A 25,194-nucleotide genomic window follows, 5' to 3' on the forward strand; every position below is an offset into this window, starting at 1 on the left:
GAATGAAGTACGTGCTCTTTTCCCCCTGGCGCACCCGTCGGGGGGTCACCTCTGAACGACTGGGATGTGCGGCACGTGCGTTTCCTCAATGACATCCGGCCCACGTACGACCTGACGTACGACGACGTGTTCATGGTGCCGAGCCGCTCCGCCGTGGGCTCGCGGCAGGGTGTGGACCTCAGCTCGCCGGACGGCACGGGAACGACCATCCCGCTCGTCGTCGCCAACATGACCGCCATCGCCGGGCGCCGCATGGCCGAGACCGTGGCCCGCCGCGGCGGCCTCGTGGTCATCCCGCAGGACATCCCGAACGATGTGATCATCGACGTGGTCTCCTGGGTCAAGAGCCGCCACCTGGTGCTGGACACCCCCATCGTGCTGGCCCCGCACCAGACCGTCGCCGACGCCCTCGCACTGCTGCCCAAGCGGTCGCACAACGCGGGCGTGGTGGTGGACGGCGAGCGGCGGCCCATCGGTGTCGTCACCGACGCGGACCTCACCGGCGTCGACCGCTTCACCCAGCTCGAAGTGGTCATGTCCAAGGACCTGCTCCTGCTGGACGCGGACATCGACCCGCGTGAGGCCTTCAACACCCTCGACGCGCACAACCGCCGTTACGCCCCCGCCGTCGACAAGGACGGCAGGCTGGCCGGCATCCTCACCCGCAAGGGCGCCCTGCGCGCCACGCTGTACACCCCGGCCGTGGACGCGAAGGGCAGGCTGCGCATCGCCGCCGCCGTCGGCATCAACGGCGATGTGGCCGGCAAGGCCAAGGAACTGCTCGACGCGGGCGTCGACACCCTCGTCATCGACACCGCGCACGGCCACCAGGAGTCGATGATCAGCGCGATCAAGGTGGTGCGCGCACTCGACCCGCAGGTGCCCATCGTCGCGGGCAACATCGTCTCCGCCGAGGGCGTCAAGGACCTGATCGACGCGGGCGCGGACATCATCAAGGTCGGGGTCGGCCCCGGCGCCATGTGCACCACCCGCATGATGACCGGCGTGGGCCGGCCGCAGTTCTCCGCCGTGCTGGAGTGCGCTGCCGAGGCGAAGAAGTACGGCAAGCACGTGTGGGCCGACGGCGGTGTCCGCCACCCGCGCGACGTGGCCATGGCGCTCGCCGCCGGCGCCTCGAACGTGATGGTGGGCTCCTGGTTCGCCGGTACGTACGAGTCTCCGGGCGACCTCCAGCACGACGCCAACGGCCGCCCGTACAAGGAGTCGTTCGGCATGGCCTCCGCCCGCGCGGTGCGCAACCGCACGTCGGAGGAGTCGGCGTACGACCGCGCCCGCAAGGCGCTGTTCGAGGAGGGCATCTCCACCTCGCGGATGTTCCTCGACCCGGCCCGTCCGGGTGTCGAGGACCTGATCGACTCGATCATCGCGGGCGTCCGCTCCTCCTGCACCTACGCCGGTGCCGGTTCGCTGGAGGAGTTCGCCGAGCGTGCCATCGTCGGCGTCCAGAGCGCGGCCGGATACGCCGAGGGCAAGCCGCTGCACGCCAGCTGGAGCTGATCCCGCGCCCTTCGGCCCCCGCCGCGACCGGCGGGGGCCGAAGGCGTCCGGTGACCGGAGCGCGGCGTTCCGTCACGTGTCGTACCGTGGATGGCGATGATCACGCGTCAGCAGCCGCCCGCGGGCCCCGGTGCGCGCCTGATGCGCCGCAAGCCCGTGGAGCTCCTGGTCGCCGAGGGCGGTCAGGGCGAGGGCGGCACGCTGCGGCGCTCCCTCGGGCTGTGGCAGCTGACCATGATCAGCATCGGGGCCACGCTCGGCACCGGCATCTTCGTGGTCCTCGGCGAGGCCGTCCCCAAGGCGGGCCCCGCCGTCATCCTCTCCTTCGTGCTCGCCGGACTCACCGCGCTGTTCTCGGCCCTGTCCTACGCCGAACTCGCGGGCACCATCCCGGTCGCCGGCTCCTCCTACTCGTACGCCTACGCCACCATGGGCGAGCTGATCGCCTGGGTCTGCGGCTGGTGTTTGCTGCTGGAGTACGGCGTCTCGGTCGCCGCGGTGGCGGTCGGCTGGGGCCAGTACCTGAACGAGCTGCTGGACGGCACCGTCGGCTTCGCCTTCCCGGCCGCCCTGTCCGCCCCGCCGGGCCACGGCGGCGTCTTCAACCTGCCCGCCCTGATCGTCGTACTTCTCGCCATGGTGTTCCTGCTCGGCGGGGCCAGGGAGTCCGCACGGGTCAACACCGTGATGGTGTGCGTGAAGATCGCCGCGCTGATCCTGTTCTGCGCGGTCGGCCTCATGGGCGTCAGGGCCGGGAACTACACGCCCTTCATGCCGCTCGGCATGGCCGGGGTCAGCGCGGCGGGCGGCACGCTGTTCTTCTCCTACATCGGCTTCGACGCGGCCTCCACCGCGGGGGAGGAGGCGAAGGACGCGCCGCGTGACCTGCCGCGCGCGATCATGCTGTCGCTGGTCATCGTGACGGCCCTGTACGTGCTGGTCGCGGCCGTCGCGGTCGGCGCCCGGCCCTGGCGCTCCTTCAGCGGCTCCGAGGCCGCGCTCGCCCAGATCATGCGGGACGTCACCGGACAGCGCTTCTGGGCGACGCTGCTGGCCTTCTGCGCGGTCATCGCCATCGCGAGCGTGGTGCTGACCGTGCTCTACGGCCAGACGCGCATCCTGTTCGCCATGTCCCGCGACGGCCTGATGCCGAGGATCTTCGAGCGGGTGCACCCGGGGAGCGGCACCCCGCGGGCCAACACCGTCATCGTGTCCCTGTTCTGCGGCATCCTCGCCGCGGCGGTGCCGCTGGGGCAGCTGGCCGACGCCACCAGCATCGGCACGCTGTTCGCCTTCGCGCTCGTCAATGTGGCGGTCGTGGTGCTGCGCCGGACGCGGCCGGGGATGCGGCGCACGTTCCGGGTGCCGCTGTCGCCGCTGCTGCCCGCGCTCGGCTTCTTCCTCTGCGTCTGGCTCATGGGCAGCCTGTCCGCCGTGACGTGGACGGTGTTCGGTGTCTGGCTGGCGGTCGGGCTCGTGTTCTACTTCGTATACGGCTTCCGCCGGTCCCGTCTCGCTGAAGAAGTACTCGCAAAGAAGTAAGTGAACCACCTGCTGTGCTGAACGATCTCGACGAACGCATCGTGCACGCCCTCGCCGAGGACGCCCGCCGCTCCTTCGCGGACATCGGGCAACTGGTCGGACTGTCCGCGCCCGCGGTGAAACGCCGCGTCGACCGGTTGCGGGCCACCGGGGCGATCACCGGTTTCACCGTACGGGTGGATCCGGCGGCGCTCGGCTGGGAGACCGAGGGGTACATCGAGATCTACTGCCGCAGCAACACGTCGCCGGAGACGATCCTGCGGGGTCTGGAGCGGTACCAGGAGGTCGTGTCGGCGTCGACGGTCACCGGGGACGCCGACGCCATCGCGCAGGTCTTCGCGTCGGACATGCGCCACTTCGAGCGGGTGCTGGAGCGGATCGCGGGGGAGCCGTTCGTGGAGCGGACGAAGTCCGTGCTGGTGCTGTCACCGCTGCTGCGGAGGTTTTCCTCGGGGGCGCCTGGATAGAGGCGGATTCCGGGTCGGGGGTCCGGTCCGGATGCCGGGTGCGGGGAACTGCGCGAGACACCACGACGAACCCGCGCCCGGCACCCGCACAGAACCCCCCGATACCTACCCCGCCGCCTTCCGCGCCAGCGCGTTGTTGCCGATCGAGTTGTGCACGCTGAACGTCACCGCATCCGGCCGGTACCGGTCGTCCGACCACTCCACCGGCCGGCCCTCCCGCGTCGTCGTCACGCGGCGCACCCGCAGCAGCGGGCTCGTGCGGCGCACCCGCAGCAGTTCGGCGTCGCGCGCGCCGCAGGCGACGGCGTCGATGATGTGCTCGCCGTAGGCGAAGACCAGGCCGGTGTCGTCGTACAGGCGCTGGGTGACGGAGGGGCAGTCGGGCTCGATGGACTCGACGGCGGGGGAGATCCAGTCGGCGTAGACCGTGCGTTCGAGCAGCACCGGGTCGCCGTCCAGGCCGCGCAGCCGCAGTACATGCAACACCGGCGTGCGCAAGGGGAGTTGGAGGCGGACGGCGTCCTCGTGGGCGGCCGGGCGATAGGTCTGCTCGACCACGTGCCCGGTCGCCTCGCGGCCCATCGCGCGGGCCCACTGGGCGAAGCTGCGCAGTTCCTCGAAGCTCTGGCTGCGGCGGCTCGCGAGGACCACGCGGCGGGCGCCCTGGCGGGAGCCGATCAGCCCCTCCGCGGTGAGCGCGGCGACGGCCTGGCGGACCGTGCCGCGCGAGACGCCGTAGTGGGCGGCCAGCTCCGACTCCGAGGGCAGCCGGCTGCCGACCGTGTACTGCTCGTGGTCGATCGCGCGGCGCAGCTCGTCGGCGATCTCCTCGTGTCGCGCCGTCATGCTTCCCCTCTGCGTAGGCGGCTGTGCACAGCGTGACCAGCCTAATCGACGTTTCACAGTCTTCCGGGTGAGCCGTAACTGTGCAGGGAAACGGCGGCTTCTGTTCCCTCCTTGTTCACGGACAGGACACCGAAGGCGGGCGTACTGAGGCCGACTTGTTCAGACAAGTTTGTCGAGCGGGTCCACAAACCCCCGTAGCGCCTCGCCCCCGTGCTTCCCCTGGAGAGACCGTGAAGTTGTCCCTGCCGAGAAACGCCGTGCTCGGCGGCTCCCTCGCCGTCGTCGCCGCGCTCGCGCTGAGCGCCTGCGGCGCCGCCCCCGACAACGCGTCGACCACCACCAAGGACGGCAAGAGCGCCGCCACCGCCACCTCCGCGGCCGACTTCGGCGGCATGGACGCCCTGGTCAAGGCGGCCAGGAAGGAAGGGTCGCTGCACATCATCGCGGTGCCCCGCGACTGGGCCAACTACGGCGCGATCATCGACGCCTTCCAGAAGAAGTACGGCATCAAGATCCAGGACGAGAGCCCCGACGGCTCCAGCCAGGACGAGATCAACGCCGTCACCTCCCGCAAGGGCCAGGACCGCGCCCCCGACGTCCTCGACCTCGGCAGCTCCTTCGCCCTCAGCGCCGCCCAGCAGGGCCTGCTCGCCCCCTACAAGGTGACCTCCTTCGGTGACATCCCGGCCGGCCAGAGGGACCCGCAGGCCCGCTGGTACAACGACTACGGCGGATACATCTCCATCGGCTGCGACGCGGGGCGCGTCAAGGTGTGCCCGACCACCTTCAAGGACCTGCTCAAGCCCCAGTACAAGGGCCAGGTCGCGCTCAACGGCAACCCCACCAAGTCCGGCTCGGCCTTCGGCGGCGTCTACGCGGCGGCGCTCGCGAACGGCGGCTCCTTCGACGACATCCAGCCCGGCCTGGGCTTCTTCGCCAAGCTGAGGAAGAGCGGCAACTACACGCCGGTCGAGTCCACCCCGGCCACCGTGGAGAAGGGCGAGACCCCGATCTCCATCGACTGGGACTACCTGAACGCCGGTTACGCCGACGAGTTCAAGTCCAAGGGCCTCGACTGGAAGGTCGTCGTCCCGAGCGACGGCCAGTACGCCCAGTACTACTCCCAGGCCATCACCAAGGACGCCCCGCACCCCGCGGCCGCCCGCCTGTGGCAGGAGTTCCTGTACAGCACCGAGGGTCAGAACCTGTGGCTCAAGGGCTACGCCCGCCCGGCCCTGATGACCTCCATGGAGTCGGCCGGCACCCTCGACAAGACCGCCGCCGCCAAGCTGCCCGAGGTCACCGGGACGGCGTCCTTCCCGACCGAGGCCGAGCAGAGCAAGGCCAAGACGGTCATCGCCCAGGGCTGGGGTAAGGCCGTCTCCGGATGACCACCGCCCTGCCCCGTACGGACGTGGTGCCCGTCGCTTCGGCGAAGCGGCGGCGCCGCGCCCCCGGCTGGCTGGCCGTGCTGCCGCTGCTGGTGTTCACCGCCATCGCCTTCGGCCTGCCCGCCCTCGCGATCCTCGACGGCGCCTTCACCTCGAAGGACCCCACCACCGGCGCCACCTCCTACACCGGCGCCAACATGACGGCCTCGCTGCACGGTGCGTACCTCACCGCCCTGCTCGGCAGCGTCAAGCTGTCCGCGGTCTCCGCCGTGCTCGGTGCCCTGTTCGGGCTGCCGCTCGCCCAGGCCGTGGCGAGCTCCCGCTCCCGCGCGCTGCGCGAGGCCGTGCTGACCGCCTCCGGGGTGCTCGCCAACTTCGGCGGCGTCCCGCTCGCCTTCGCCTTCGTCGCCACCCTCGGCAACGCGGGCGTGCTCACCCTGCACCTCGGCCTCAAGGACAGCGGCTGGGACCTGTACAGCTTCTGGGGCCTGGTCCTCGTCTACCTGTACTTCCTCGTCCCGCTGATGGTCCTCACCATCACCCCCGCCCTCGACGGCCTGCGCGCCCAGTGGCGGGAAGCCGCGCTGAACAACGGCGCCACCGGCGTGCAGTACTGGCGGCACGTGGCCCTGCCCGTGCTCGCGCCCTCCCTGCTCGGCGGATTCGTGCTGCTGTTCGGCAGCGCCTTCGCCGCCTACGCCACCGCCGCCGCGATGGTCGGCAGCGCGGTACCGCTGGTCACCCTCCAGATCGCCGACGCCCTGTCCGGCAACGTCCTGGTCGGCCAGGAGAACGTCGCCCTCGCCCTCAGCCTCGACATGGTCCTGGTGGCCGGCCTGGTGATGGCCGTGTACCTGCCCCTGCAACGCCGGAGCGCCCGATGGCTCGACGCCTGACCCCCTGGCGGTGGGCCGTCCTCGGCCTCGCCGCCCTGTACTTCCTGGTCCCGCTCGCCGCCTCCGTGGTCTTCACGGTGGACGACCCCGACGGCATCAGCTTCGACGCCTACACCAAGATCCTCTCCACCGGCGGCTTCGTCTCCAGCCTGCTGCTGTCGCTGGAACTGGCCGTGGCCACCATCGTGGTCGTGCTGCTGCTGATGGTGCCCGCCGTGGTCGCCCTGCGGCTCGGCGCGCCCCGGCTGCGGCCGGTGGTCGAGGTGGTCTGCTCGCTGCCGCTGGTGGTGCCGCCCATCGCGTTCGTCGCGGGCATCGTCACCGTGCTCAAGTGGGGCCCGGACCATTTGTCCCGGACCCCGCTGTTCCAGACCTTCGTGGCGATCCAGAACCCCAGCTTCCCCGTCGTCCTGGTCCTCGCCTACGTCGTGATGGCGCTGCCCTTCGTGTACCGGGCGCTGGACGCGGGCCTGCGCGCCATCGACGTGCGCACCCTGGTGGAGGCCGCCCGCAGCTGCGGCGCCTCCTGGCCCAAGGCGCTGGTGCGGGCCGTCCTGCCCAATCTGCGCGGGGCCCTGCTGAACGCGGCCTTCCTCACGCTGGCGCTGGTCCTCGGCGAGTTCACCGTCGCCCAGCTGCTCGGCTACCAGCCCTTCGCCGTATGGATCTACAACGCCGGCAGCGACCAGGCCCAGATGTCCGTCGCCGTGTCCGTGCTCAGCCTGCTCGTCACCTGGGCCCTGCTCCTCGCGCTCGCCGGCGTCGGCGGCGGACGCAACCGAACCGCTCCTTCCCGGGGATGACCAACACACCATGACCGCCACCACACTTGAGAAGCCCGCCACCGAGCAGGCCGCGACCGTCGAATTCCGGGGCCTGCGCCGCGAGTTCGGCGCCACCGTCGCCCTCGACGGACTCGACCTCACCGTCCGCCCCGGCGAGTTCCTGGCCCTGCTCGGCCCCTCCGGCTGCGGCAAGACCACCGCCCTGCGCATGCTCGCCGGGTTCGAACACCCCGACTCCGGCGCGGTACTGGTCGACGGCCGGGACATCACCCGGGTGCCGGCCCACCGCCGCGACGCCGGGATGGTCTTCCAGTCGTACAGCCTCTTCCCGCATCTGAACGCCGTCGACAACGTGGCCTTCGGGCTGCGGATGCGGGGCGTCCGTACGGCCGAACGCCGGGCCACAGCCGCCGAGTTGCTGGAACTGGTCGGCCTCGGCGACAAGGGGGAGCGCTTCCCGCACCAGCTCTCCGGCGGCCAGCAGCAGCGCATCGCGCTCGCCCGCGCCCTCGCCCTGCGCCCCCGCGTGCTGCTGCTCGACGAGCCGCTGTCCGCCCTTGACGCCAAGGTGCGGCTGAGCCTGCGCGAGGAGATCCGCCGGCTCCAGCAGGAACTCGGCATCACCACCCTCTTCGTCACCCACGACCAGGAGGAGGCCCTGTCGATCGCCGACCGGGTCGCCGTGATGCGTGCCGGCCGGCTCGAACAGTGCGCGGAGCCCGCCGAGTTGTACGGCCGCCCCGCCACCGCCTTCGTCGCCGAGTTCGTCGGCACCATGAGCCGCGTCCCCGGCGAGCTGAAGGACGGCACCGTCGAGGTGCTCGGGCAGCGCCTGCCCGCCGACGGCGACGCGCCGGACGGCACGGTGGACGTCCTGGTACGGCCCGAGAACCTGCGGGTACGCGCCGACGAGCAGGGCGGCGGCCGGGTCGTCGCCACCGCCTTCCTCGGCGCGGTCGTCCGGCTCACCGTCCAGCTCGCCGACGGCACCGAGGCCAAGGCCGACCTGCCCGCGCACGAGGCCACGGGCCTGGGCGCCGGCGCCGCCGTCACCGCCTCGCTGCCGGAACGACCCGTGCTCGTGGCCCCCCGCACCGAGAACTGAGGACAGACACCCACGTGACCACCCCCCACACCTCCCAAATCCCGCTCCAGGCAGTCCTGTTCGACATGGACGGCACGCTCGTGGACACCGAGCACCTGTGGTGGGAGGCGGTTGCGGCGGTCGCCGGCCGGCCGCTGACCGAGGCCGACCAGCCGGACGTCCTCGGCCGCCCGGTGGAACACACCGCCGACTGGCTCGCCCGCACCACCGGGCGGCCGGCCGCGGACCTCGCCGCCGGGCTCCACCGCGCGTTCGCCGACCGGGTCCGCACCGAGATCGTGCCCCGCCCCGGCGCCCTCGCCCTGCTGGACGCGCTCGCCGCCGAGGGCGTCCCGGCCGCGCTGGTCACCGCGTCCCCGCGCGCCGTCGCCGACCTCGTCATCGAGGCCCTCGGCGCGCACCGGTTCGCCCTCTCCATCACGGCCGACGACACCGCCCGCACCAAGCCCGACCCCGAGCCCTACCTCGCCGCCTGCCGCGCCCTCGGCGTCCAGCCGGCCGCCTGCGTGGCCGTCGAGGACACCGCGACCGGAGTGGCCTCCGCCGAGGCCGCCGGGTGCGCCGTGCTCGCCGTGCCCTCCCTCGCCCCGATCGGCGCCGCGCCCGGCCGTACCGTGCGGGACAGCCTCGCCGGGGTCACCGTCGGGGAGCTGACCGCCATGACCGCGCCCGCGCTGACCGTCCTGAGCTGGAACCTGTGGCTCGGCGGCGCGAAGATCGACGACCACCGGGCCAAGCAGGTCAGGGTGATCCGGGACAGCGGCGCCGACGTCGTCGGGCTCCAGGAGACCGCCGGCACCGCCGCCCAGGAGTTGGCCGAGGCCCTCGGCTGGCACCACCACCGGGCCGGGGAGAACCTCGGCATCATCAGCCGCCACCCGATCACCGCCCGCTTCGGCGACCCGGACGTCGGCTTCTACGGCGCTGCGGGCGTCCGCGTCCAGGTCGCCCCGGGCCGCGCGGTCGACGTATGGACCGCGCATCTGCACTACACCCCGTACGGGCCCTACGAGTCCGCCTTCGACGGACTCCCGGCGGCCGGGCTGATCGCCCACGAGGAGCTGCGGCTGGCCCAGATGCGGGACGCGCTGGAGCGGATCGGGAAGGCGTCCGAGGCGGGCGTCCCGGTCGTCCTCACCGGCGACTTCAACTGCCCCTCCCACCTGGACTGGCCCGACGTGACCTGGCCGGTGACCAGGGCCGCCGAGCAGGCGGGACTCGCCGACGCCTACCGGCAGGCCCATCCCGATCCCGTCGCGGCCCCCGGACACACCTGGTCGCCGATCCACCCGGTGCACGAGGACGGCAGCGGCCGGGCCGAGCCGCAGGACCGGATCGACTACGTGCTGCACCGGGGCCTGACCGTCCGGGACGCGCGCACCATCGTCACGGGGAACCCCCGCCCCTGGCCGGACGTGGCCGGAAACGAGTGGCCCTCCGACCATGCGGCGGTCCTCGCGCGCTTTGTGTTTCCTGTGAGCTGACCTGGGGTTACCGGCGGTCGCCGTTGCGGTTCGAGGTGACCGTCCCGTAGGTTGTGCGGGCTCTCTACTGACTGGTAATACCGGTAGGTCCTCCCATGCGCTGGCCCCTTGGCCGTCCCACCACCGTCCGCACCCGGATCGTGGCGCTCGCGCTCGCACCGGCCATCGCCCTGATGGCCCTGTGGGGCTTCGCCATGGTGTCCGACACCGCGGAGCTGCGCGCGCTGATCCGGGTCCAGGGGGTGTACCACGACTTCGGCAGCCCCGTGGACACCGCCGTCGGGCAGATCCAGATCGAACGCCGGCTGTCCGCCGCCTACCTGGGCGCCGACGGCCGGGACGCCGCGGGGGCGGGCCGGCTGCTCGGCCAGCAGCGCCGTACCGATCAGGCGGTCGACGCCATGCGGCAGGCGATCCGCGGCGGCGACCGGAGCCGGCTCACGGCGCGCCAGCGGCAGTCGCTGGACGCCATGGTCACGGCCACCGGCGAGCTGGACGGGCTGCGCCAGCGCGTGCTCACCCGGCAGATCCGCTGGGACCAGGCCGTCGAGCAGTACAGCGCGCTGGTGGAGCCCGCCTTCGATGTGCAGACCACGCTGACCGCGCTCCAGGCCGGTCAGCTCGCCCGCGAGTCCGGGACCGTCGTCGAGCTGGTCCGGGTGCGCGAGTTCGTCTCCCGCGAGGACGCGCTGGTCGCCGGGGCGCGGGCGGCGGGCACCGCGCTGACTCCCGGCCAGTACACCGCGCTCACCCAGACCATCGAGGACCGGCGGGTCTTCCAGCAGACCTATGTGCCCGACCTGCCCGCCGACTCGCGCGCCCTGTTCGAGAAGTTCCAGCAGGGCGCCCCGTACCGCTCGCTGAACCAGGGCGAGGACGCGCTGCTGCGGGCGGGGGCGGGCGGCGCGGCGCGTGCGGTCGAGGCGAACAGCTGGCGCTCGACCGTGGACCGGATCGTGCGGCAGTACCGCGACCTGTGCGTCGCGGCCGCCGACGACTCCGCCGCGCGCGGACGGGCGTTCGCCTACCAGGAGCTGACCCGCGCGGCGATCGCGGGTGGCGCGGGACTGGTCGTCGCGGGGCTGTCGCTGTGGTTCGCGGTGCGCGGCGCCCGGCGCATCTCGCGCCGCCTGGAGGCCCTGCGGGACGCCGCCGATGTGCTGGCCGCCCGGCAACTCCCCGACGTGATGCGCCGCCTGAGCGCCGGTGAGGAGGTGGACGCGGCGGCCGAGGCGCCGCCGCTCGCCGCCGCCGGGGGCCGCGACGACGAGATCGGGCAGGTCGGTCGGTCCTTCAACGCCGCACGGCTGGCCGCGGTCGAGGCCGCGGTGCAGCAGGCGACGCTGCGCCGGGGGCTGTTCGCGGTGCTCCTCAACATCGCGCGCCGCAACCAGGCGCTGGTGCACCGGCAGTTGAAGCTCGTGGACACGCTGGAGCGGCGCACCGAGGACCCCGACATCCTGCGCGAGCTGTTCCGCATCGACCATCTCACCACCCGGATGCGGCGGCACGCGGAGAGCCTGATCATCCTCTCCGGCGCGGCGCCCGGCCGCCGTTGGCGCCGCCCGGTGCCCATCGCGCAGGTCGTCGCCTCGGCGGTCGGCGAGATCGAGGACTACGCGCGGGTGGTCGTGCCGCCGATGCCGGACACCGGGATCGCGGCGGACGCGGTCGCCGACGTCGTCCACCTCTTCGCCGAACTCCTGGAGAACGCCACGGTGTTCTCGCCGCCGCACACCGGGGTGACGCTGCGCACCGGGCGGGCCGGCGGCGGATTCGTGCTGGAGATCGACGACCGCGGGCTCGGCCTGGACGCCGAGGCCCGTGCCCACGCCGAGCGCACCCTCACCGACCCGGACGCCTTCGACCCCACCCGCCACGACCGCCTCGGCCTCTATGTGGTCGGCCGCCTCGCCGCCCGCCACGGCATCGACGTCAGCCTCCGGGACTCCCCGTACGGGGGTACGACGGCGGTGGTGCTGCTGCCGGACACGATTTTGGCGGCGACCGGCGGGACAGACCCGCGCCCGGCGCCCGAACCGGCGGCCGCGCCGGCGGGGGCACGGTCCGGGCACGGCGGAGTCCGCGTCCCGCCGCCGTCCGAGGAGCACGGCGGGGTACGGCCGCTGCCGCCCGAGGCGCGCAGTGAAGTACGGTCGCTGCCGCACAGTGAGCACGGCGGGGTACGGCCGCTGCCGTCCCGGCGCAGGAACGGTTCTGCGGGGAGCGGCGCGGCGGCATCCGGCCCGCGGTCGACCGGGGGGTCCGGCGCGTCCGGGGCCGACGCCGGCCGGCAGAAGCCGTCCGAGCAGCCGGGTTGGCATGGGTCCGGTGCCGCGTGGGACGTGCCGTCCGCGTCCCTGCCGTCGACCAAGAGGCCGGGCACGACCGAGTCCGGCGCCGGGCCGGGGGTGTCGTCGTCCGAGGCCGAAGACTCCCGGCAGGCTCCGTCGGATGCCGGGACCCCGTGGCCGATGTCCTCCCGAGCCGGCGGCCCCGCGCACACGCCCTCGCCGCCGGATGCCCCCGCGCAGGCCGGTCTCTCCCGGTCCGCGCGGCCCGAGCCCTTGCCTCCCCGGAGGCCCGGCCCGTCCGAGTCCGCCACCCCCTGGCAGGCACCGCACGTCTCCGCGCCCACCTCCCTGCCCGGCACCCCCGCACCCCCGCCCGCCGACGCCCCCGCGACCCCCCAGCCTCCACCCCTCCCGACGAGGCGCCCCGCCACCCACGAGGGCAACGCCCCGCGCGAGGCCACCGCCCCGCACGGGACCGGGGCCCCTCGCGAGGCCACCGCCCCGCACGAGACCGGCGCCAGCCCCGTAACCGGCACCCCCCACGAGACCGGTGCCCCGCATGGCATCTCCGTCCCCGCCCTCCCCACCCGCGTCCGTCAGGCCTCCCTCGCCCGGCAGTTGCGGGAGGAGCCGCGGGAGCAGGCGGAGGGCGGGCGGCGGGAGGTGGATGCCGAGGAGATGCGGGCGATCTTCGGGGCCTTTCAGCGGGGGCTCGACCAGGGGCGCAAGGGGATGCCCGCGAGTCCCGGCGACCATGCCGACGACACCGTGAACACCGTGAACACCCACGTCGACGAAGGGACGGACACCGACGATGCACGGTGACGACCAGATGCCTGACCGGCCCGCCGCACCCGCCGCACCCGCCGGAACCCCCGGCACGGACCTCGGCTGGCTGCTGGACGACCTCGTGGCGCGCACCGACCACGTCCGCCAGGCCGTGCTGCTCACCGCCGACGGCCTCGCGCTGAGCAGCTCCGAGGGCATGCCCCGGCAGGACATCGAGCACCTGGCCGCCGTCTGCTCCGGCTTCCACGGCCTCGCCCGTTCCGCGGGGGAGCGGTTCGCCGCCGGCCGGGTGCGCCAGACCATGGTCATGCTGGACGAGGCATACCTGTTCATCACCCCGGCCGGACACGGCAGCCGGCTCGCCGTGCTCAGCGAGGCCGGCACCGACGTCGGCCAACTCGCCCACGAGATGGCCCTGCTGGTCCGCCGCCTCGGCAGCCACCTGGACGCGGCAGCCCGTGCCACCCCATGATCCCGCCGTGAGCGACGAGCACTGGTACGAGGACGAGACCGGGTCGATGGTGCGGCCGTACACCGTGACCCGAGGCCGTACCCGGCCCTCGGACCGGCATTCCATCGACCTGATGTCGCGGGTCACCGCCCTGGAGCCGGCGGACGCCGCCGCGGCCGGCGTCGATCACGCGAGCGCCGCCCTGCTGGACCTGGTACGGCGCGGCCCGCGCCCGGTCGCCGAGCTGGCCGCCGACGCCGACCTGCCCCTGACCGTGGTGCGGGTGCTGCTCGGCGACCTGGCCGAGGCGGGCCTGCTCCGCATCACCGCGCCCCGCCGCGACCCGGCCGGCGGCCCCACCGCCGATCCCGCACTGCTGCGGGAGATCGTCGACCGGCTGCGCGACTTCTAGTCTTTGTAACAGCCATGTAGGGGACCGGTGCAGGCCGGAACTCCCGTTCCACCCCGCCTGTCTCAGAGAACAGCACGTCAGCCGTACCTCTTAAGGGGAATCATGCGCGTCCAGAAGATCTCGCTGCTCGTCGTCGCCCTCGCCGCGGGCCTGTCGCTCACCGCGTGCGGGAGCAGCGACAACAACTCCGGCGGCGGCGACTCCTCCTCGCCGGGCAGCGCCGCCTCGGACACCTCGGGCACCCAGGGCTCCGGCGGCAGCGGCAGCGGCGGCTCGACGGGCTCCACCGGCTCCGGCTCCACCGGCCAGAACGGTGGCCAGTCCAGCTCCGCGCACGGCCCCACCGGCTCCGGCCGCGCCTCCGGTGCCGGCTGCACCACTGCCCACCTCTCCTTCAGCACCTCCGGCGGGATGGGCGAGGGCGAGCTGATCGTCAACATGAAGAACACCGGCTCGGCCAACTGCACCCTGCACGGCTTCCCGGGCGTCGACCTGAAGAGCAAGGACGGCACGGTCAGCGCCTCCCGCAGCAAGCTCGCCGCCCCCACCGTCACCCTCCAGCCGGGCGCCGAGACCCGCTTCACCCTGCACTACCAGCCGAACAACTCCGGCGGCTCCGGCGAGACCTTCACCCAGCTCGTCGTCACCCCGCCGAACGAGACCCACTCCACGACCCTGAACGCCGGCATCAACGTCCCCGTCACCGAGAGCGGCCCCGACATCACCGTCGACCCGGTCGGCACCGGCAAGTAACGCGGGCCCCGACGCGCACCGGGGGCGCCCGCACAGCGCTCCCGGACCGCACCCCGCCGGGGGCACGCAACGAATCGCCGCCGCATCCTCCGCGCACGCAACGAACCGCGCACCGGCGCGCAACGGCTGCTCCTTGTCCCGCCGCGCGCACCGACCGTACCGTCTATCTGACCCCGAACCCCCTCCGTGACCGGTGAGGTAGACGCATGCGCACCGCCCTGCTCCAGAGCTCCGGCCGCCCCGGCTCCGTCGCCGAGAACCTCCGGGTTCTGGACGAGGCCGCGGGCCGGGCCGCGGCCGCGGGCGCCGCACTGCTGACCGCGCCCGAGATGTTCCTCACCGGCTACGCGATCGGCGACGACATCGGCCGCCTCGCCGAGCCCACCGACGGCGCCTGCGCCGCCGCGATCAGCAAGACCGCCGTCCGGCACGGCCTCGCCATCGCCTACGGCTACCCCGAGCGCGACGGCGACACCGTCTACAACTCCGCCCAGCTGATCTCCGCCGACGGCACCCGGCTCGCGAACTACCGCAAGACCCACCTCTTCGGCTGCTTCGAGCGCGACCACTTCACGCCGGGCGAGCGCCAGGTCGTCCAGGCAGAGCTGAACGGCCTCACCGTCGGCCTGCTGATCTGCTACGACGTCGAGTTCCCGGAGAACGTCCGGGCCCACGCCCTGGCCGGCACCGACCTGCTGCTGGTCCCGACCGCACAGATGCACCCGTACCAGTTCGTCGCCGAGTCGATGATCCCGGTGCGTGCCTTCGAGAACCAGATGTACGTCGCGTACGTCAACCGGGTCGGCCAGGAAGGGGAGTTCGAGTTCGTCGGCCTCTCCGTCCTCGCCGACCCCGACGGCGTCGCCCGGACCCGCGCGGGCCGCGCCGAGCAGCTGGTGTTCGCCGACGCCGACCCGGCCTTCCTGGCCGCCTCCCGCGCGGCCAACCCCTACCTGGCGGACCGTCGTCCGGGCCTCTACGGCTCGCTGACCTGACGCGTCGCCGACTCGCCTGACTTCACCCTCAGTTCTTCCGCGCAAGGAGTCCGTACCCCATGACGTCCACGGTGCCCACCGCCGTCGAGCACACCGACGGGCAGCAGCCGCCGATCACCATGTTCGGCCCGGACTTCCCCTACGCCTACGACGACTACCTCGCCCACCCGGCGGGCCTCGGCCAGATCCCGGCGACCGAGCACGGCACCGAGGTCGCCGTCATCGGCGGCGGTCTCTCCGGTCTCGTCGCCGCCTACGAGCTGATGAAGATGGGCCTCAAGCCCGTCGTCTACGAGGCCGACCAGCTCGGCGGCCGGCTGCGCACCGTCGGCTTCGAGGGCTGCGACGAGGAACTGAACTGCGAGCTGGGCGCGATGCGCTTCCCGCCCTCCTCCACCGCCCTCCAGCACTACATCGACCTGGTCGGCCTCACCACCCGGCCGTTCCCCAACCCGCTGGCCGAGGCGACCCCGTCGACCGTCGTGGACCTCAAGGGCGAGTCGCACTACGCCGTCACCGTCGACGACCTGCCCCAGGTGTACCGGGACGTCGCCGACGCCTGGAACAGGTGCCTCGAAGAGGGCGCCGACTTCTCCGACATGAACCGCGCCATGCGCGAGCGGGACGTGCCGCGCATCCGCGAGATCTGGGCGAAGCTGGTCGAGAAGCTCGACAACCAGACCTTCTACGGCTTCCTGTGCGACTCCGAGGGCTTCAAGTCCTTCCGGCACCGCGAGATCTTCGGCCAGGTCGGCTTCGGCACCGGCGGCTGGGACACCGACTTCCCGAACTCCATCCTGGAGATCCTGCGCGTCGTCTACACCGAGGCCGACGACCACCACCGCGGCATCGTCGGCGGCTCCCAGCAGCTGCCGCTGCGCCTGTGGGAGCGCGAGCCGGAGAAGATCGTCCACTGGCCTTACGGCACCTCGCTCAGCTCCCTGCACGCGAACGGCGAACCGCGCCCGGCCGTGACCCGGCTGCACCGCACCGCGGGCAACCAGATCACCGTGACGGACGCGGGCGGCGACATCCGCACCTACAAGGCGGCGATCTTCACCGCCCAGTCCTGGATGCTGCTGTCCAAGATCGCCTGCGACGACTCGCTGTTCCCGATCGACCACTGGACCGCGATCGAGCGCACCCACTACATGGAGTCCAGCAAGCTGTTCGTCCCCGTGGACCGGCCGTTCTGGCTGGACAAGGACGAGCGGACCGGCCGGGACGTCATGTCGATGACCCTCACCGACCGGATGACACGCGGGACCTACCTGCTCGACAACGGTCCGGACAAGCCCGCCGTGATCTGCCTGTCGTACACCTGGTGCGACGACAGCCTGAAGTGGCTGCCGCTGTCCGCGAACGAGCGGATGGAGGTCATGCTGAACTCGCTCGGCGAGATCTACCCGAACGTCCACATCCGCAAGCACATCATCGGCAACCCGGTGACCGTCTCCTGGGAGAACGAGCCCTACTTCATGGGCGCGTTCAAGGCCAACCTGCCCGGCCACTACCGCTACCAGCGGCGCCTGTTCACGCACTTCATGCAGGACCGGCTGCCCGTCGACAAGCGGGGCATCTTCCTCGCCGGCGACGACATCTCCTGGACGGCCGGCTGGGCCGAGGGCGCCGTCCAGACCGCGCTGAACGCGGTCTGGGGCGTCATGCGCCACTTCGGCGGCGAGACCGACCCGACCAACCCCGGTCCGGGCGACGTCTACGACGAGATCGCCCCGGTGGAGCTGCCGGAGGACTGACCGGGCACGAGCCCAGGGCGGCGCGGCGCGGGCGGCCGGTCAGATTCCGGCCGCCCGCGCCTTCTCGAACACCTCGGCGGCGACGTCCGTCAGCTCCGCCGCGTCCCGCGCGGTGCCCTGGAGGTCGAGCAGGATCTCCGCCAGGCCGATCTCCGCCCTGGAAGGGTCGGCGGTCGGCGCCCTCGTACGGCTTGCGGCACGGCTCGGCGTTCACCCGCAGCACTGTGCGGATCGGCTCCGTACGGCCCCGCTCCTCGGTCAGTTCGCGCAGCCGCCGTCACTGCTCGGCCACCCGAACGCCGCCCATGGCCACCGGCAGCCAGCCGTCGGCCTTGTCGACCAGGCGCCGCCAGGAGCGCGGGTTGCCCGCGGCCAGCAGGATCGGGATCGGGCGGGCCGGCTTGGGCCCGACCACGGCCGGCGCGATCTTCGCCAGGGGGCCGTCGTGGACGACCGGGTCCGGGCCCCACACCGCGCGGCACACGTCGATGACCTCCTCCAGCACCGCCCCGCGCTCCGCGAAGGGCCGGGCGCCGGAGGCCGCGTACTCGTCCAGCGACCAGCCGGTGCCGAGGCCCGCCAGCACCCGGCCGCCGCTCGCCGTGTCGAGCGAGGCCAGCGCCTTGGCCAGCTGGAACGGCAGATGCAGCGGCGCCACCAGCACGCTGGTGCCCAGCTCCGCGCGCTCGGTGGCCGCCGCCGCCAGGGTGAGGGTGACCAGCGGCTCCGCCACCGACCGGTACTGGTCGGGCCAGGGCAGGCCGTCGATGCCGTACAAGCCCTGGGTGGCGGGCTCCGGGAACAGGGCCCGCTCGAAGACCCACAGGCTGTCGTAGCCGATCCGCTCCGCGGCGCGGGCCACCTCCGGGACGTCCTTGCCGATCGAGAACTGCCGCATCTGGGGAAGACCGAGTCCGAGCCGGGTCGCCATGGCGTAGCTCCTTCGTAGCCGGGATCTTTCCGTGCCGGGATCATTCAGTGCGTGAGCGGCGTCAGCAGCATCCTGCCCGCGAACCCCACCGCCGCGTCCAGCCGTACGGCGAACTCCTCGGCGATGTCCGGGCTGTGCCGCAGCGCCCACAGGGCCCGCGCCGCCGCCCAGGCCGCGTCGCGGGCGCGCTCCAGGCTCCAGGCGCTCAGCAGATGGGTGAGCGGGTCGGCGAGCTGGAGCAGGTCGGGGCCCGGCATCAGATCCTCGCGGACCCGTTCCTCCAGGGCCGTGAGGACCTCGCCGACCTGGTCGAACTCGTCGGCAAGATCGGCGGGTTCGCAGCCGACGGTGTGGCAGGCGTCCACCACGGAGAGCGCGAGGTCGTGCCCGATATGGGCGTTGACTCCGGCGAGCGCGAACTGGAGCGGGCGTACCTGGGGATGGCGGCGCAGCTGGAACAGCGGCCGCCAGCAGGCGGGCGGTCTCCGGTCCGCCTCGGCGGCGTCGACCGCGGAGAGGTACCGCTCGGCGAAGCGCACGTCCAGCGCCACGGCCGCCCGCGGATCGGGGAACTGCCCGGCGCCCAGGCGGCGGTCGATCTCCTCGGTGACGGTGAGGTACACGCGGTTGAACACGGCGACGCCGTCCCGCGCGGGCAGGACGGCGGCCAGGGCCCGCATCCGGGAGACCACGGTGTCGACGGGACCGGTGGTGCCGGCGGGGCCGATGACGGAGGACGACTGCGACATGGGGGAAGGGTCGCAGCCCGGAACCGGCCGGGGTGCCGACCGGCCTGGTGCGTCGCCGGAACGGGGGAACGGGTCCTCACGATCCGGTGGGAAAAGGGGACTTACGGCTGCGCGGGCGGGGAGTCCGGGTCGTAGCTGGAGGTGCCCTCGTCCAGCAGCGGCTGCTGCTTCTTGAGGTGGGCCGGGGCGAAGGCGCGCAGCGCGTGGTAGCCGGTGATGACGACCAGGGTGCCCAGCGCGATGCCGCTGAGCGAGAAGTTGCTGGTGAACTTCATGCTGACGTTGCCCACGCCGATGATGATGCCCGCGGCGGCCGGCACCAGGTTCAGCGGATTGCGCAGGTCCACCTTGGCGTTGAGCCAGATCTGCGCGCCGAGCAGGCCGATCATGCCGTAGAGGATGACCGTGATGCCGCCGAGGACCCCGCCCGGAATGGCGGCCACGATCGCGCCGAACTTCGGGCACAGGCCGAACAGCAGGGCGAAGCCGGCCGCCGCCCAGTACGCGGCGGTGGAGTACACGCGGGTCGCGGCCATCACGCCGATGTTCTCGGAGTAGGTGGTGTTCGGCGGGCCGCCCACCGCGGTGGACAGCATGGAGGCGACGCCGTCGGCCGAGATCGCCGTGCCCAGCTTGTCGTCCAGCGGGTCGCCGGTCATCTCGCCGACCGCCTTGACATGGCCCGCGTTCTCCGCGACCAGCGCGATGACGACCGGCAGCGCGACCAGGATCGCCGACCACTGGAAGGACGGGCCGTGGAAGTGCGGCAGACCGATCCAGTCGGCCTTGGCCACGCCCGAGAGGTCCAGACGCCAGTGGTCGGTCAGCTTGCCGTCGCCGCCCACGGAGTGGATCTTGCCGAAGATCCGGTCGAAGACCCAGGAGATGCCGTAGCCGAAGACCAGCCCGAGGAAGATCGCGATCCGGGACCAGAAGCCGCGCAGACACACCACCGCGAGCCCGGTGAACAGCATCACGAGCAGCGCCGTCCACTGGTCCTGCGGCCAGTAGGTGGAGGCGGTCACCGGAGCCAGGTTGAAGCCGATCAGCATCACGACCGCGCCGGTCACGATGGGCGGCATGGCCGCGTGGATGATCCGCGCCCCGAACCGCTGCACCGCGAGACCCACCAGGAACAGCACGACACCGACGCACAGGGTGGCGCCGGTCACCGTGGCGCTCGTACCGCCCTGCGCCCGGATGACCGCGGCCACGCCCACGAAGGACAGCGAGCAGCCGAGGTAGCTGGGCACCCGGCCGCGGGTGGCGAGCAGGAAGATGACCGTGGCGACGCCGGACATCATGATCGCCAGGTTGGGGTCCAGGCCCATCAGTACCGGCGCCACGAAGGAGGCGCCGAACATCGCGACCACGTGCTGGGCGCCGAGGCCCACCGTCCGGGGCCAGGTCAGCCGTTCGTCGGGCCGTACCACTGCTCCGGGCGCGGGGGTCTTCCCGTCACCGTGCAGTTTCCAGCGCACGCCGAGGTCCATGGTGGGGTTTCGCTTTCTGTGTTGCGTCCGGGCAGCCGAGGGGGCCGGGGGACAGGGGGTATCCGCACCATTGTCGCTGGTCGTCGGCGCGGACCGCGCACACCGCCCGCGCGGGGGTGTCCCGGAGGGCGTGCTGAGCGGTCGCTTAGTATGGAGGGCCGTACCTGCCGGGGACCGCCCCCGGCCCCTGCCCAGGAGCCCCGCCGTGACCGCCGAAGCCCCCTCCGCACCCGCCCTCGCCCACGGCCGGCTGATCCCCGTCACCGTCCACTTCGACGACCTCGACGCGCTCGGCCTGCTGCACAACGCCCGCTATCCACTGCTGGTCGAGCGCGCCTGGACCGAGCTGTGGCACGAGCACGGCATCCGCTTCGACGGCGACTGGGCGGCGGCCGGGGACGCCTGCAACGCGGTGCGCGAACTGCGCATCGGCTACGAGGCGCCCGTGACGAGCCCCGGCCGTTACGCCGTCCACCTCTGGCTGGACCGGCTCGCCACCACCGGCCTGACCTACGGTTTCCGCTTCTGCTCGGCCGACGGCTCCACGACCTACGCACAAGGCGCGCGGGTGCTGGTGCGCCTCGACGCGACCACCCTGCGCCCGGCCCCCTGGAGCGACGGCTTCAGGGCCGCGGCCCGGGAACTGCTGCGGCCCGCGGACTGACCTCCCGGCCGGCCCCGCGCTCGGCGGAGCGCAGCACCCCGGCGCACCCCGCGAGCCCGCACGCGAGCGCCGTCACCACGCCGAACGAGACCACCAGGCTGGTCGCCTGCGCCACCCCGCCGATCAGGCTCGGCGCGATCAGCCCCGAGGTGTAGGTGATGGTCGCCACCCCCGCGATCGCCTGACTCGGGTTGGGCCCGGCGTGCCCGGCGGCGGCGAAGCACAGCGGTACGACGACCGCGATGCCGAGCCCCATCAGGGCGAAGCCGCCCATCGCGACCACGGGCTGCCCGGCGAGCACGACCAGCAGACCGCCGAGGACGGCCAGGACACCGCCGGCCCGGACCGTGCGCACCGCCCCGAACCGGTTCACCACCGCGTCCCCGGCGATCCGGGCCACGGCCATCGTCAGCATGAAGGCGGTGGTCGACGCCGCCGCGAGGCCGGCCGAGCTGCCCAGCCGGTCCCGCAGGAACACCGCCGACCAGTCGAGGCTCGCGCCCTCCGCGAACACCGCGCAGAAGCCGACCATGCCGATCAGCAGCGCGGAGCGGGGCGGCAGCGCGAACCGGGGCGGCGGCTCCTCGTCCGCGGCGGGCTGTAGGTCCAGCACCCAGGCGCAAGAGAGCACGCCGAGCACGGTCAGGACGGCCGAGGCCAGCAGGAAGTGGGTGCGCGCGTCGGCGCCGAGATGGGCGGCGAGCGTACCGGCGGCGGAGCCGGCCAGGGCGCCCGCGCTCCACATCCCGTGCAGCCCGGACATCACCGACCTGCCGAGCCGCCGCTCGACCTCGACGCCGAGCGCGTTCATCGCCACGTCCGCCATGCCCGCGCAGGCGCCGTAGGTGAACATCGCCAGGCACAGGGTCGGCAGGTTCGGCGCGAGGGCGGGCAGCACGAGGGAGAGGGTCCACAGCGCGATCAGCCCGCGCAGGGCGTTGCGGCTGCCGAAGCGGTGGCTGATCCGGCCCGCGAGCGGCATCGCGCAGGAGGCGCCGAGCGCGGTGAAGGCGAGCGCGAAGCCCAGCCGGCCCGCGCCGAGCGAGGCGTGGTCCTGGACCCAGGGCACGCGGGTCGCGAAGGAGCCGGTCACGGCGCCGTGGACGGCGAACACGGCCGCGACGGCGCCTCGCGCGCGCCGCACCTCGCTCAGATCCCCCATGCCCACGCTCCTCCCCGGCGGCCGGTGCGCCGTAAACTATCAGGGACCCTGCCTGTTAGACAGCGCCGGAACGAGCCGCGATGGCCTGCCGGCCGAGCGCGGTGACTTGCCGTCCGACCGTGGTGGCTTGTCGGCTGGACACGGTGGTCCTCCCTCCCGCCGGCCGCGACGGGTGGTCGGCAGGCTTCGGGGGCTGGTTCGCCGAGTGCGGGGGCTGGGTCCGCCGGCTGTGGGGCCGGTCGGTTGGCTGCCGGGGTCGTTCCGCCGGGGGCCGGTCTGCCGACCGCCGGTCGCCGCCCCGCCGACCGCGGGGGCTGGGCGTTCGATGTGGAAGGATCCCCGCCATGCCCGCATCACCGAGTACCGCACGGGCCATCAACGACCGCCTGGCCCTGGGACTCCTCCAGGACCAAGGCCCCCTGACGGCAGGGCAGTTGAAGCAGCTGACCGGGCTGTCCCGGCCGACGGTCGCCGACCTCGTCGAGCGGCTCGGCGCCGCCGGGCTGATCACCGTCGTGGGGGAGTCCGGCGCGGCCCGCCGGGGACCGAACGCCCGGCTCTACGGCATCGCCGCCGACCGCGCCCATCTGGCGGCGCTGGATGTGCGTACCGAGGGGGTCGCCGTGCTCGTCGCCGACCTGGTGGGGCGGGTGCTCGCCGAGGCGTCCGTGCCGATCGAGGGGGACACCGGGACCGGGCCCGCGGTGCAGCGGGTGGTGGCGGCGGTGGCGGGCGCCATCGCGCGGGCCGGCGTGGACGGGCCGTACACGGTCGGCATCGGCGCGCCGGGCCTCATCGACCCGGCCACCGGTGATCTGCGCGATTGCGCGGGTCTGCCCGCCTGGCACCGCAGCCTGGCCGCCGCCCTCCAGGAACGGCTGCCCGGCGCCCGCGTCACCGTGGAGAACGAGACCAACCTCGCCGCCCTCGCCGAACAGCGCGAGGGCGCCGCCCGCGACCGCGACACCTTCGTCCTCCTCTGGCTCGGCCACGGCACCGGCGCGGCGGTCGTCCTCGACGGCACCCTGCGCCGCGGCGCCTCCGGCGGCACCGGCGAGATCGGCTTCCTCCCGGTGCCGGGCACGGGCGACCTGCCCTCGGCCACGGACTGCGCGGGCGGCTTCCACGCACTGGCGGGCGCGGCGGCGGTCGTGTCCCTGGCGGCGGAACACGGCCTGCCGGTTCCCCCGGTGGCCGACGGTCCGGGAGCGGCGGGCGTGGTGCGGGCAGCGGTGGAGCGGCTGCGGTCGGGGTCCGGTGGACCGAAGGCGCCGGGGCGGGGATGGGGACCGGCGACTCGGGGGCGGGTGTTCGAGGTGGAGGAGCCGGGGCGGGGGTCCGGTGGACCGGAGGCACCGGACCGGGGGTGCGGGCCGGAGGCGGCGGGTCGGGGAATTGAGCCGGAGGGGGCGGGTCGGGAGTTGGGGCCGGAGGTGCCGGGGCCGGAGCTCAGGCCGGAGGTGCCGGGGCCGGGGTTCGAGTCGGAGGTGTCGGGAGCCGGTGCCGAAGGCCGCTTCCTCTCCGCCCTCGCCGGCCGTCTCGCCATCGGAGCCGCCTCCGTCGTCGCCGTGCTGGATCCCGGCTGCGTGGTCCTCGGCGGAGAGGTCGGCCGGGCCGGGGGCGAGGTCCTCGCCGATCTGGTGGCGGAGCGGCTGCGCCGGATGTCGCCGCTGCCCACCGAGGTGCGCGCCAGTGGCCTCGGCGGTTCCGCCGTCCTGCGGGGCGCCCTGCTGACGGCCCGCGACCGCGCCCAGGACGAGCTGTGGTCCGCCCCGCTCCGATCGCCCGTCCCGTCGTAGCCACCGGGGCTCCCGCCCGTCGCAGCCGCCGGGCCCCCGCCTCCCCGAACCGGGCCCCCGCCTACTCGAACCGGCCCCCGCCTCCCCGAACCGAGCCCCCTACCCGAACCGCCGCTCCAGATACTCCTCGAACGTGCCCTTGCCCACCGCCCGTCGTGGGGTCAGATGCTCGCCCCGGCGGAAGGCGCGGTACGTCGCGCCGCACAGGGGGAGGGTGGTCACCGCGCGGCGGCGGCCCGTGGCGCGCAGGTAGGCGTGGGCCAGGTAGGCGAGCGGGCGCACCTCGGGGCCGCCCATGTCGGGGACCCGGCCCGCAGGCGTGGCGCGGGCCAATCCGGCCAGTCGGTCGGCGACTTCGGCCACCTCCACCGGCTGGTCGTACACGCGCGCCGGCACGTGCCGGTGCCGCCGGTGACCAGAATCGTGGCCATGCTGCTTCCGTCCCTCCGGACCGGGACGCCCCCCGCTGGGACGTCCTCGCCAAAGAGGACCGGCCGACCGCCCGGACCTGTGACATCGCCCCGGTCCGGACCGCTGGCGACCCGGCGGCGGGCAAGGGCCGTCGTCACCGCCGCCGGGCCCGATCGGCACCCTAAAAGGACTAGACCAATAAGGTCAATGGGGGTGGAGGGGTCAACGTGCTCGGTGGTAGGGGGAGTTGATTCCGGCCGTCGTGGGGTGCGGGCGCGGCGACACGCGCTGTGAGCGAGCCCACACGGACCCCCTGTCGGCGCGGCCACCCGGCGTGGCACACTGGCCGTGTACCAGAAGCAGCGCACTCCGGGGTCGGTGAAAGTCCGAACCGGCGGTTACAGTCCGCGACCCGGTCGCCTCCAGCGACCGGTTGACCAGGTGAAATTCCTGGACCGACGGTTAAAGTCCGGATGGGAGGCAGTGCGCGGCGGGCGGGC

The 25,194-nt window shown here is 73.2% G+C and carries 20 protein-coding genes, 2 pseudogenes and 1 riboswitch; of the genes and pseudogenes, 16 read left to right on the top strand and 6 right to left on the bottom strand.

Features of this window, described 5'->3' with window-relative positions; translation table 11 throughout:
• Window positions 1-75: 75 nt before the first annotated feature.
• From ACE4Q9_RS27695 to ACE4Q9_RS27705, 3 genes are all read left to right on the top strand, one after another.
• Window positions 76-1,518, top strand: a complete 1,443-nt coding sequence (locus tag ACE4Q9_RS27695; protein WP_397986935.1) for a GuaB1 family IMP dehydrogenase-related protein — start codon at window positions 76-78, stop codon at window positions 1,516-1,518.
• Window positions 1,519-1,608: 90 nt separating this feature from the next.
• Complete coding sequence (locus ACE4Q9_RS27700; RefSeq protein ID WP_397986936.1) at window positions 1,609-3,060, top strand: amino acid permease; 1,452 nt, start codon at window positions 1,609-1,611, stop codon at window positions 3,058-3,060.
• A 14-nt stretch (window positions 3,061-3,074) separates the two neighbouring features.
• Entirely contained in the window at window positions 3,075-3,527 is a 453-nt protein-coding gene (locus ACE4Q9_RS27705; protein WP_397986937.1) for an Lrp/AsnC family transcriptional regulator, read from the top strand.
• Window positions 3,528-3,632: 105 nt separating this feature from the next.
• Here ACE4Q9_RS27705 and ACE4Q9_RS27710 read toward each other — a convergent pair whose 3' ends face one another.
• The gene (locus ACE4Q9_RS27710; RefSeq protein ID WP_397986938.1) at window positions 3,633-4,373 is read right to left on the bottom strand and encodes a GntR family transcriptional regulator; all 741 of its coding nucleotides are present in this window, start codon (window positions 4,371-4,373) and stop codon (window positions 3,633-3,635) included.
• A 230-nt stretch (window positions 4,374-4,603) separates the two neighbouring features.
• Here ACE4Q9_RS27710 and ACE4Q9_RS27715 point away from each other — a divergent pair, with 230 nt between their 5' ends.
• From ACE4Q9_RS27715 to ACE4Q9_RS27765, 11 genes are all read left to right on the top strand, one after another.
• Window positions 4,604-5,764: an ABC transporter substrate-binding protein gene (locus tag ACE4Q9_RS27715; protein WP_397986939.1), complete on the top strand. Its 1,161-nt coding sequence runs from the start codon at window positions 4,604-4,606 to the stop codon at window positions 5,762-5,764.
• Window positions 5,761-6,660 carry an ABC transporter permease gene (locus tag ACE4Q9_RS27720; protein WP_397986940.1) on the top strand — a complete coding sequence of 300 codons (900 nt, stop codon included), beginning with the start codon at window positions 5,761-5,763 and terminating at the stop codon, window positions 6,658-6,660. The genes ACE4Q9_RS27715 and ACE4Q9_RS27720 overlap by 4 nt, the downstream gene beginning before the upstream one ends.
• A complete protein-coding gene (locus tag ACE4Q9_RS27725) occupies window positions 6,645-7,463 on the top strand; it encodes an ABC transporter permease (RefSeq protein WP_397986941.1) in 819 nt (272 codons plus the stop codon). The genes ACE4Q9_RS27720 and ACE4Q9_RS27725 overlap by 16 nt, the downstream gene beginning before the upstream one ends.
• A 10-nt stretch (window positions 7,464-7,473) precedes the next feature.
• A complete protein-coding gene (locus tag ACE4Q9_RS27730; RefSeq protein ID WP_397986942.1) occupies window positions 7,474-8,550 on the top strand; it encodes an ABC transporter ATP-binding protein in 1,077 nt (358 codons plus the stop codon).
• A 14-nt stretch (window positions 8,551-8,564) separates the two neighbouring features.
• A complete protein-coding gene (locus tag ACE4Q9_RS27735; protein WP_397986943.1) occupies window positions 8,565-10,034 on the top strand; it encodes an HAD-IA family hydrolase in 1,470 nt (489 codons plus the stop codon).
• A 95-nt stretch (window positions 10,035-10,129) separates the two neighbouring features.
• On the top strand, window positions 10,130-13,153 hold the full coding sequence (locus ACE4Q9_RS27740; RefSeq protein ID WP_397986944.1) for a nitrate- and nitrite sensing domain-containing protein: 3,024 nt from the start codon (window positions 10,130-10,132) through the stop codon (window positions 13,151-13,153).
• Window positions 13,154-13,160: 7 nt separating this feature from the next.
• A complete protein-coding gene (locus ACE4Q9_RS27745; protein WP_397986945.1) occupies window positions 13,161-13,589 on the top strand; it encodes a roadblock/LC7 domain-containing protein in 429 nt (142 codons plus the stop codon).
• 7 nt (window positions 13,590-13,596) lie between these two features.
• On the top strand, window positions 13,597-13,980 hold the full coding sequence (locus tag ACE4Q9_RS27750) for a DUF742 domain-containing protein (protein ID WP_397986946.1): 384 nt from the start codon (window positions 13,597-13,599) through the stop codon (window positions 13,978-13,980).
• Window positions 13,981-14,082: 102 nt separating this feature from the next.
• On the top strand, window positions 14,083-14,733 hold the full coding sequence (locus ACE4Q9_RS27755) for a DUF4232 domain-containing protein (RefSeq protein WP_397986947.1): 651 nt from the start codon (window positions 14,083-14,085) through the stop codon (window positions 14,731-14,733).
• A gap of 206 nt (window positions 14,734-14,939) precedes the next feature.
• Window positions 14,940-15,728, top strand: a complete 789-nt coding sequence (locus ACE4Q9_RS27760; protein ID WP_397986948.1) for a carbon-nitrogen hydrolase family protein — start codon at window positions 14,940-14,942, stop codon at window positions 15,726-15,728.
• Between the two features lie 59 nt (window positions 15,729-15,787).
• Window positions 15,788-17,485: a flavin monoamine oxidase family protein gene (locus tag ACE4Q9_RS27765; protein WP_397986949.1), complete on the top strand. Its 1,698-nt coding sequence runs from the start codon at window positions 15,788-15,790 to the stop codon at window positions 17,483-17,485.
• Between the two features lie 39 nt (window positions 17,486-17,524).
• Here ACE4Q9_RS27765 and ACE4Q9_RS27770 read toward each other — a convergent pair.
• From ACE4Q9_RS27770 to ACE4Q9_RS27780, 3 genes and pseudogenes are all read right to left on the bottom strand, one after another.
• Window positions 17,525-18,416, bottom strand: a pseudogene (locus tag ACE4Q9_RS27770) (TIGR03619 family F420-dependent LLM class oxidoreductase).
• 44 nt (window positions 18,417-18,460) lie between these two features.
• Window positions 18,461-19,165: a DUF5995 family protein gene (locus tag ACE4Q9_RS27775; protein ID WP_397986950.1), complete on the bottom strand. Its 705-nt coding sequence runs from the start codon at window positions 19,163-19,165 to the stop codon at window positions 18,461-18,463.
• A gap of 101 nt (window positions 19,166-19,266) precedes the next feature.
• On the bottom strand, window positions 19,267-20,658 hold the full coding sequence (locus ACE4Q9_RS27780; protein ID WP_397986951.1) for a uracil-xanthine permease family protein: 1,392 nt from the start codon (window positions 20,656-20,658) through the stop codon (window positions 19,267-19,269).
• A gap of 205 nt (window positions 20,659-20,863) precedes the next feature.
• Between ACE4Q9_RS27780 and ACE4Q9_RS27785 the strand changes: the two genes are divergently transcribed.
• Window positions 20,864-21,322, top strand: a complete 459-nt coding sequence (locus ACE4Q9_RS27785) for an acyl-CoA thioesterase (protein WP_397986952.1) — start codon at window positions 20,864-20,866, stop codon at window positions 21,320-21,322.
• Here ACE4Q9_RS27785 and ACE4Q9_RS27790 read toward each other — a convergent pair.
• Window positions 21,282-22,484 carry an MFS transporter gene (locus ACE4Q9_RS27790; protein WP_397986953.1) on the bottom strand — a complete coding sequence of 401 codons (1,203 nt, stop codon included), beginning with the start codon at window positions 22,482-22,484 and terminating at the stop codon, window positions 21,282-21,284. The genes ACE4Q9_RS27785 and ACE4Q9_RS27790 overlap by 41 nt on opposite strands.
• 344 nt (window positions 22,485-22,828) lie before the next feature.
• Between ACE4Q9_RS27790 and ACE4Q9_RS27795 the strand changes: the two genes are divergently transcribed.
• Window positions 22,829-24,283 (top strand): ROK family transcriptional regulator, encoded by a 1,455-nt coding sequence (locus ACE4Q9_RS27795; RefSeq protein WP_397986954.1) that lies wholly within the window; start codon window positions 22,829-22,831, stop codon window positions 24,281-24,283.
• 99 nt (window positions 24,284-24,382) lie between these two features.
• Here ACE4Q9_RS27795 and ACE4Q9_RS27800 read toward each other — a convergent pair.
• A pseudogene (locus ACE4Q9_RS27800) lies at window positions 24,383-24,679 on the bottom strand (nucleoside-diphosphate sugar epimerase); the annotation flags it as partial.
• Between the two features lie 375 nt (window positions 24,680-25,054).
• Window positions 25,055-25,185: riboswitch (FMN riboswitch) on the top strand.
• The last annotated feature ends 9 nt before the right edge of the window (window positions 25,186-25,194 follow it).

Source organism: Streptomyces sp. AM6-12 (assembly GCF_044327085.1).
Lineage (GTDB): Bacteria > Actinomycetota > Actinomycetes > Streptomycetales > Streptomycetaceae > Streptomyces.

What these genes read in the sequence shown, in the direction of transcription:
- ACE4Q9_RS27700 (WP_397986936.1), top strand. Translation starts at nt 1,609, where the DNA reads ATGGCGATGATCACGCGTCAGCAGCCGCCCGCGGGCCCCGGTGCGCGC.
- ACE4Q9_RS27710 (WP_397986938.1), bottom strand. Translation starts at nt 4,373, where the DNA reads ATGACGGCGCGACACGAGGAGATCGCCGACGAGCTGCGCCGCGCGATC.
- ACE4Q9_RS27720 (WP_397986940.1), top strand. Translation starts at nt 5,761, where the DNA reads ATGACCACCGCCCTGCCCCGTACGGACGTGGTGCCCGTCGCTTCGGCG.
- ACE4Q9_RS27725 (WP_397986941.1), top strand. Translation starts at nt 6,645, where the DNA reads ATGGCTCGACGCCTGACCCCCTGGCGGTGGGCCGTCCTCGGCCTCGCC.
- ACE4Q9_RS27730 (WP_397986942.1), top strand. Translation starts at nt 7,474, where the DNA reads ATGACCGCCACCACACTTGAGAAGCCCGCCACCGAGCAGGCCGCGACC.
- ACE4Q9_RS27740 (WP_397986944.1), top strand. Translation starts at nt 10,130, where the DNA reads ATGCGCTGGCCCCTTGGCCGTCCCACCACCGTCCGCACCCGGATCGTG.
- ACE4Q9_RS27745 (WP_397986945.1), top strand. Translation starts at nt 13,161, where the DNA reads ATGCCTGACCGGCCCGCCGCACCCGCCGCACCCGCCGGAACCCCCGGC.
- ACE4Q9_RS27755 (WP_397986947.1), top strand. Translation starts at nt 14,083, where the DNA reads ATGCGCGTCCAGAAGATCTCGCTGCTCGTCGTCGCCCTCGCCGCGGGC.
- ACE4Q9_RS27760 (WP_397986948.1), top strand. Translation starts at nt 14,940, where the DNA reads ATGCGCACCGCCCTGCTCCAGAGCTCCGGCCGCCCCGGCTCCGTCGCC.
- ACE4Q9_RS27765 (WP_397986949.1), top strand. Translation starts at nt 15,788, where the DNA reads ATGACGTCCACGGTGCCCACCGCCGTCGAGCACACCGACGGGCAGCAG.
- ACE4Q9_RS27775 (WP_397986950.1), bottom strand. Translation starts at nt 19,165, where the DNA reads ATGTCGCAGTCGTCCTCCGTCATCGGCCCCGCCGGCACCACCGGTCCC.
- ACE4Q9_RS27780 (WP_397986951.1), bottom strand. Translation starts at nt 20,658, where the DNA reads ATGGACCTCGGCGTGCGCTGGAAACTGCACGGTGACGGGAAGACCCCC.
- ACE4Q9_RS27790 (WP_397986953.1), bottom strand. Translation starts at nt 22,484, where the DNA reads ATGGGGGATCTGAGCGAGGTGCGGCGCGCGCGAGGCGCCGTCGCGGCC.
- ACE4Q9_RS27795 (WP_397986954.1), top strand. Translation starts at nt 22,829, where the DNA reads ATGCCCGCATCACCGAGTACCGCACGGGCCATCAACGACCGCCTGGCC.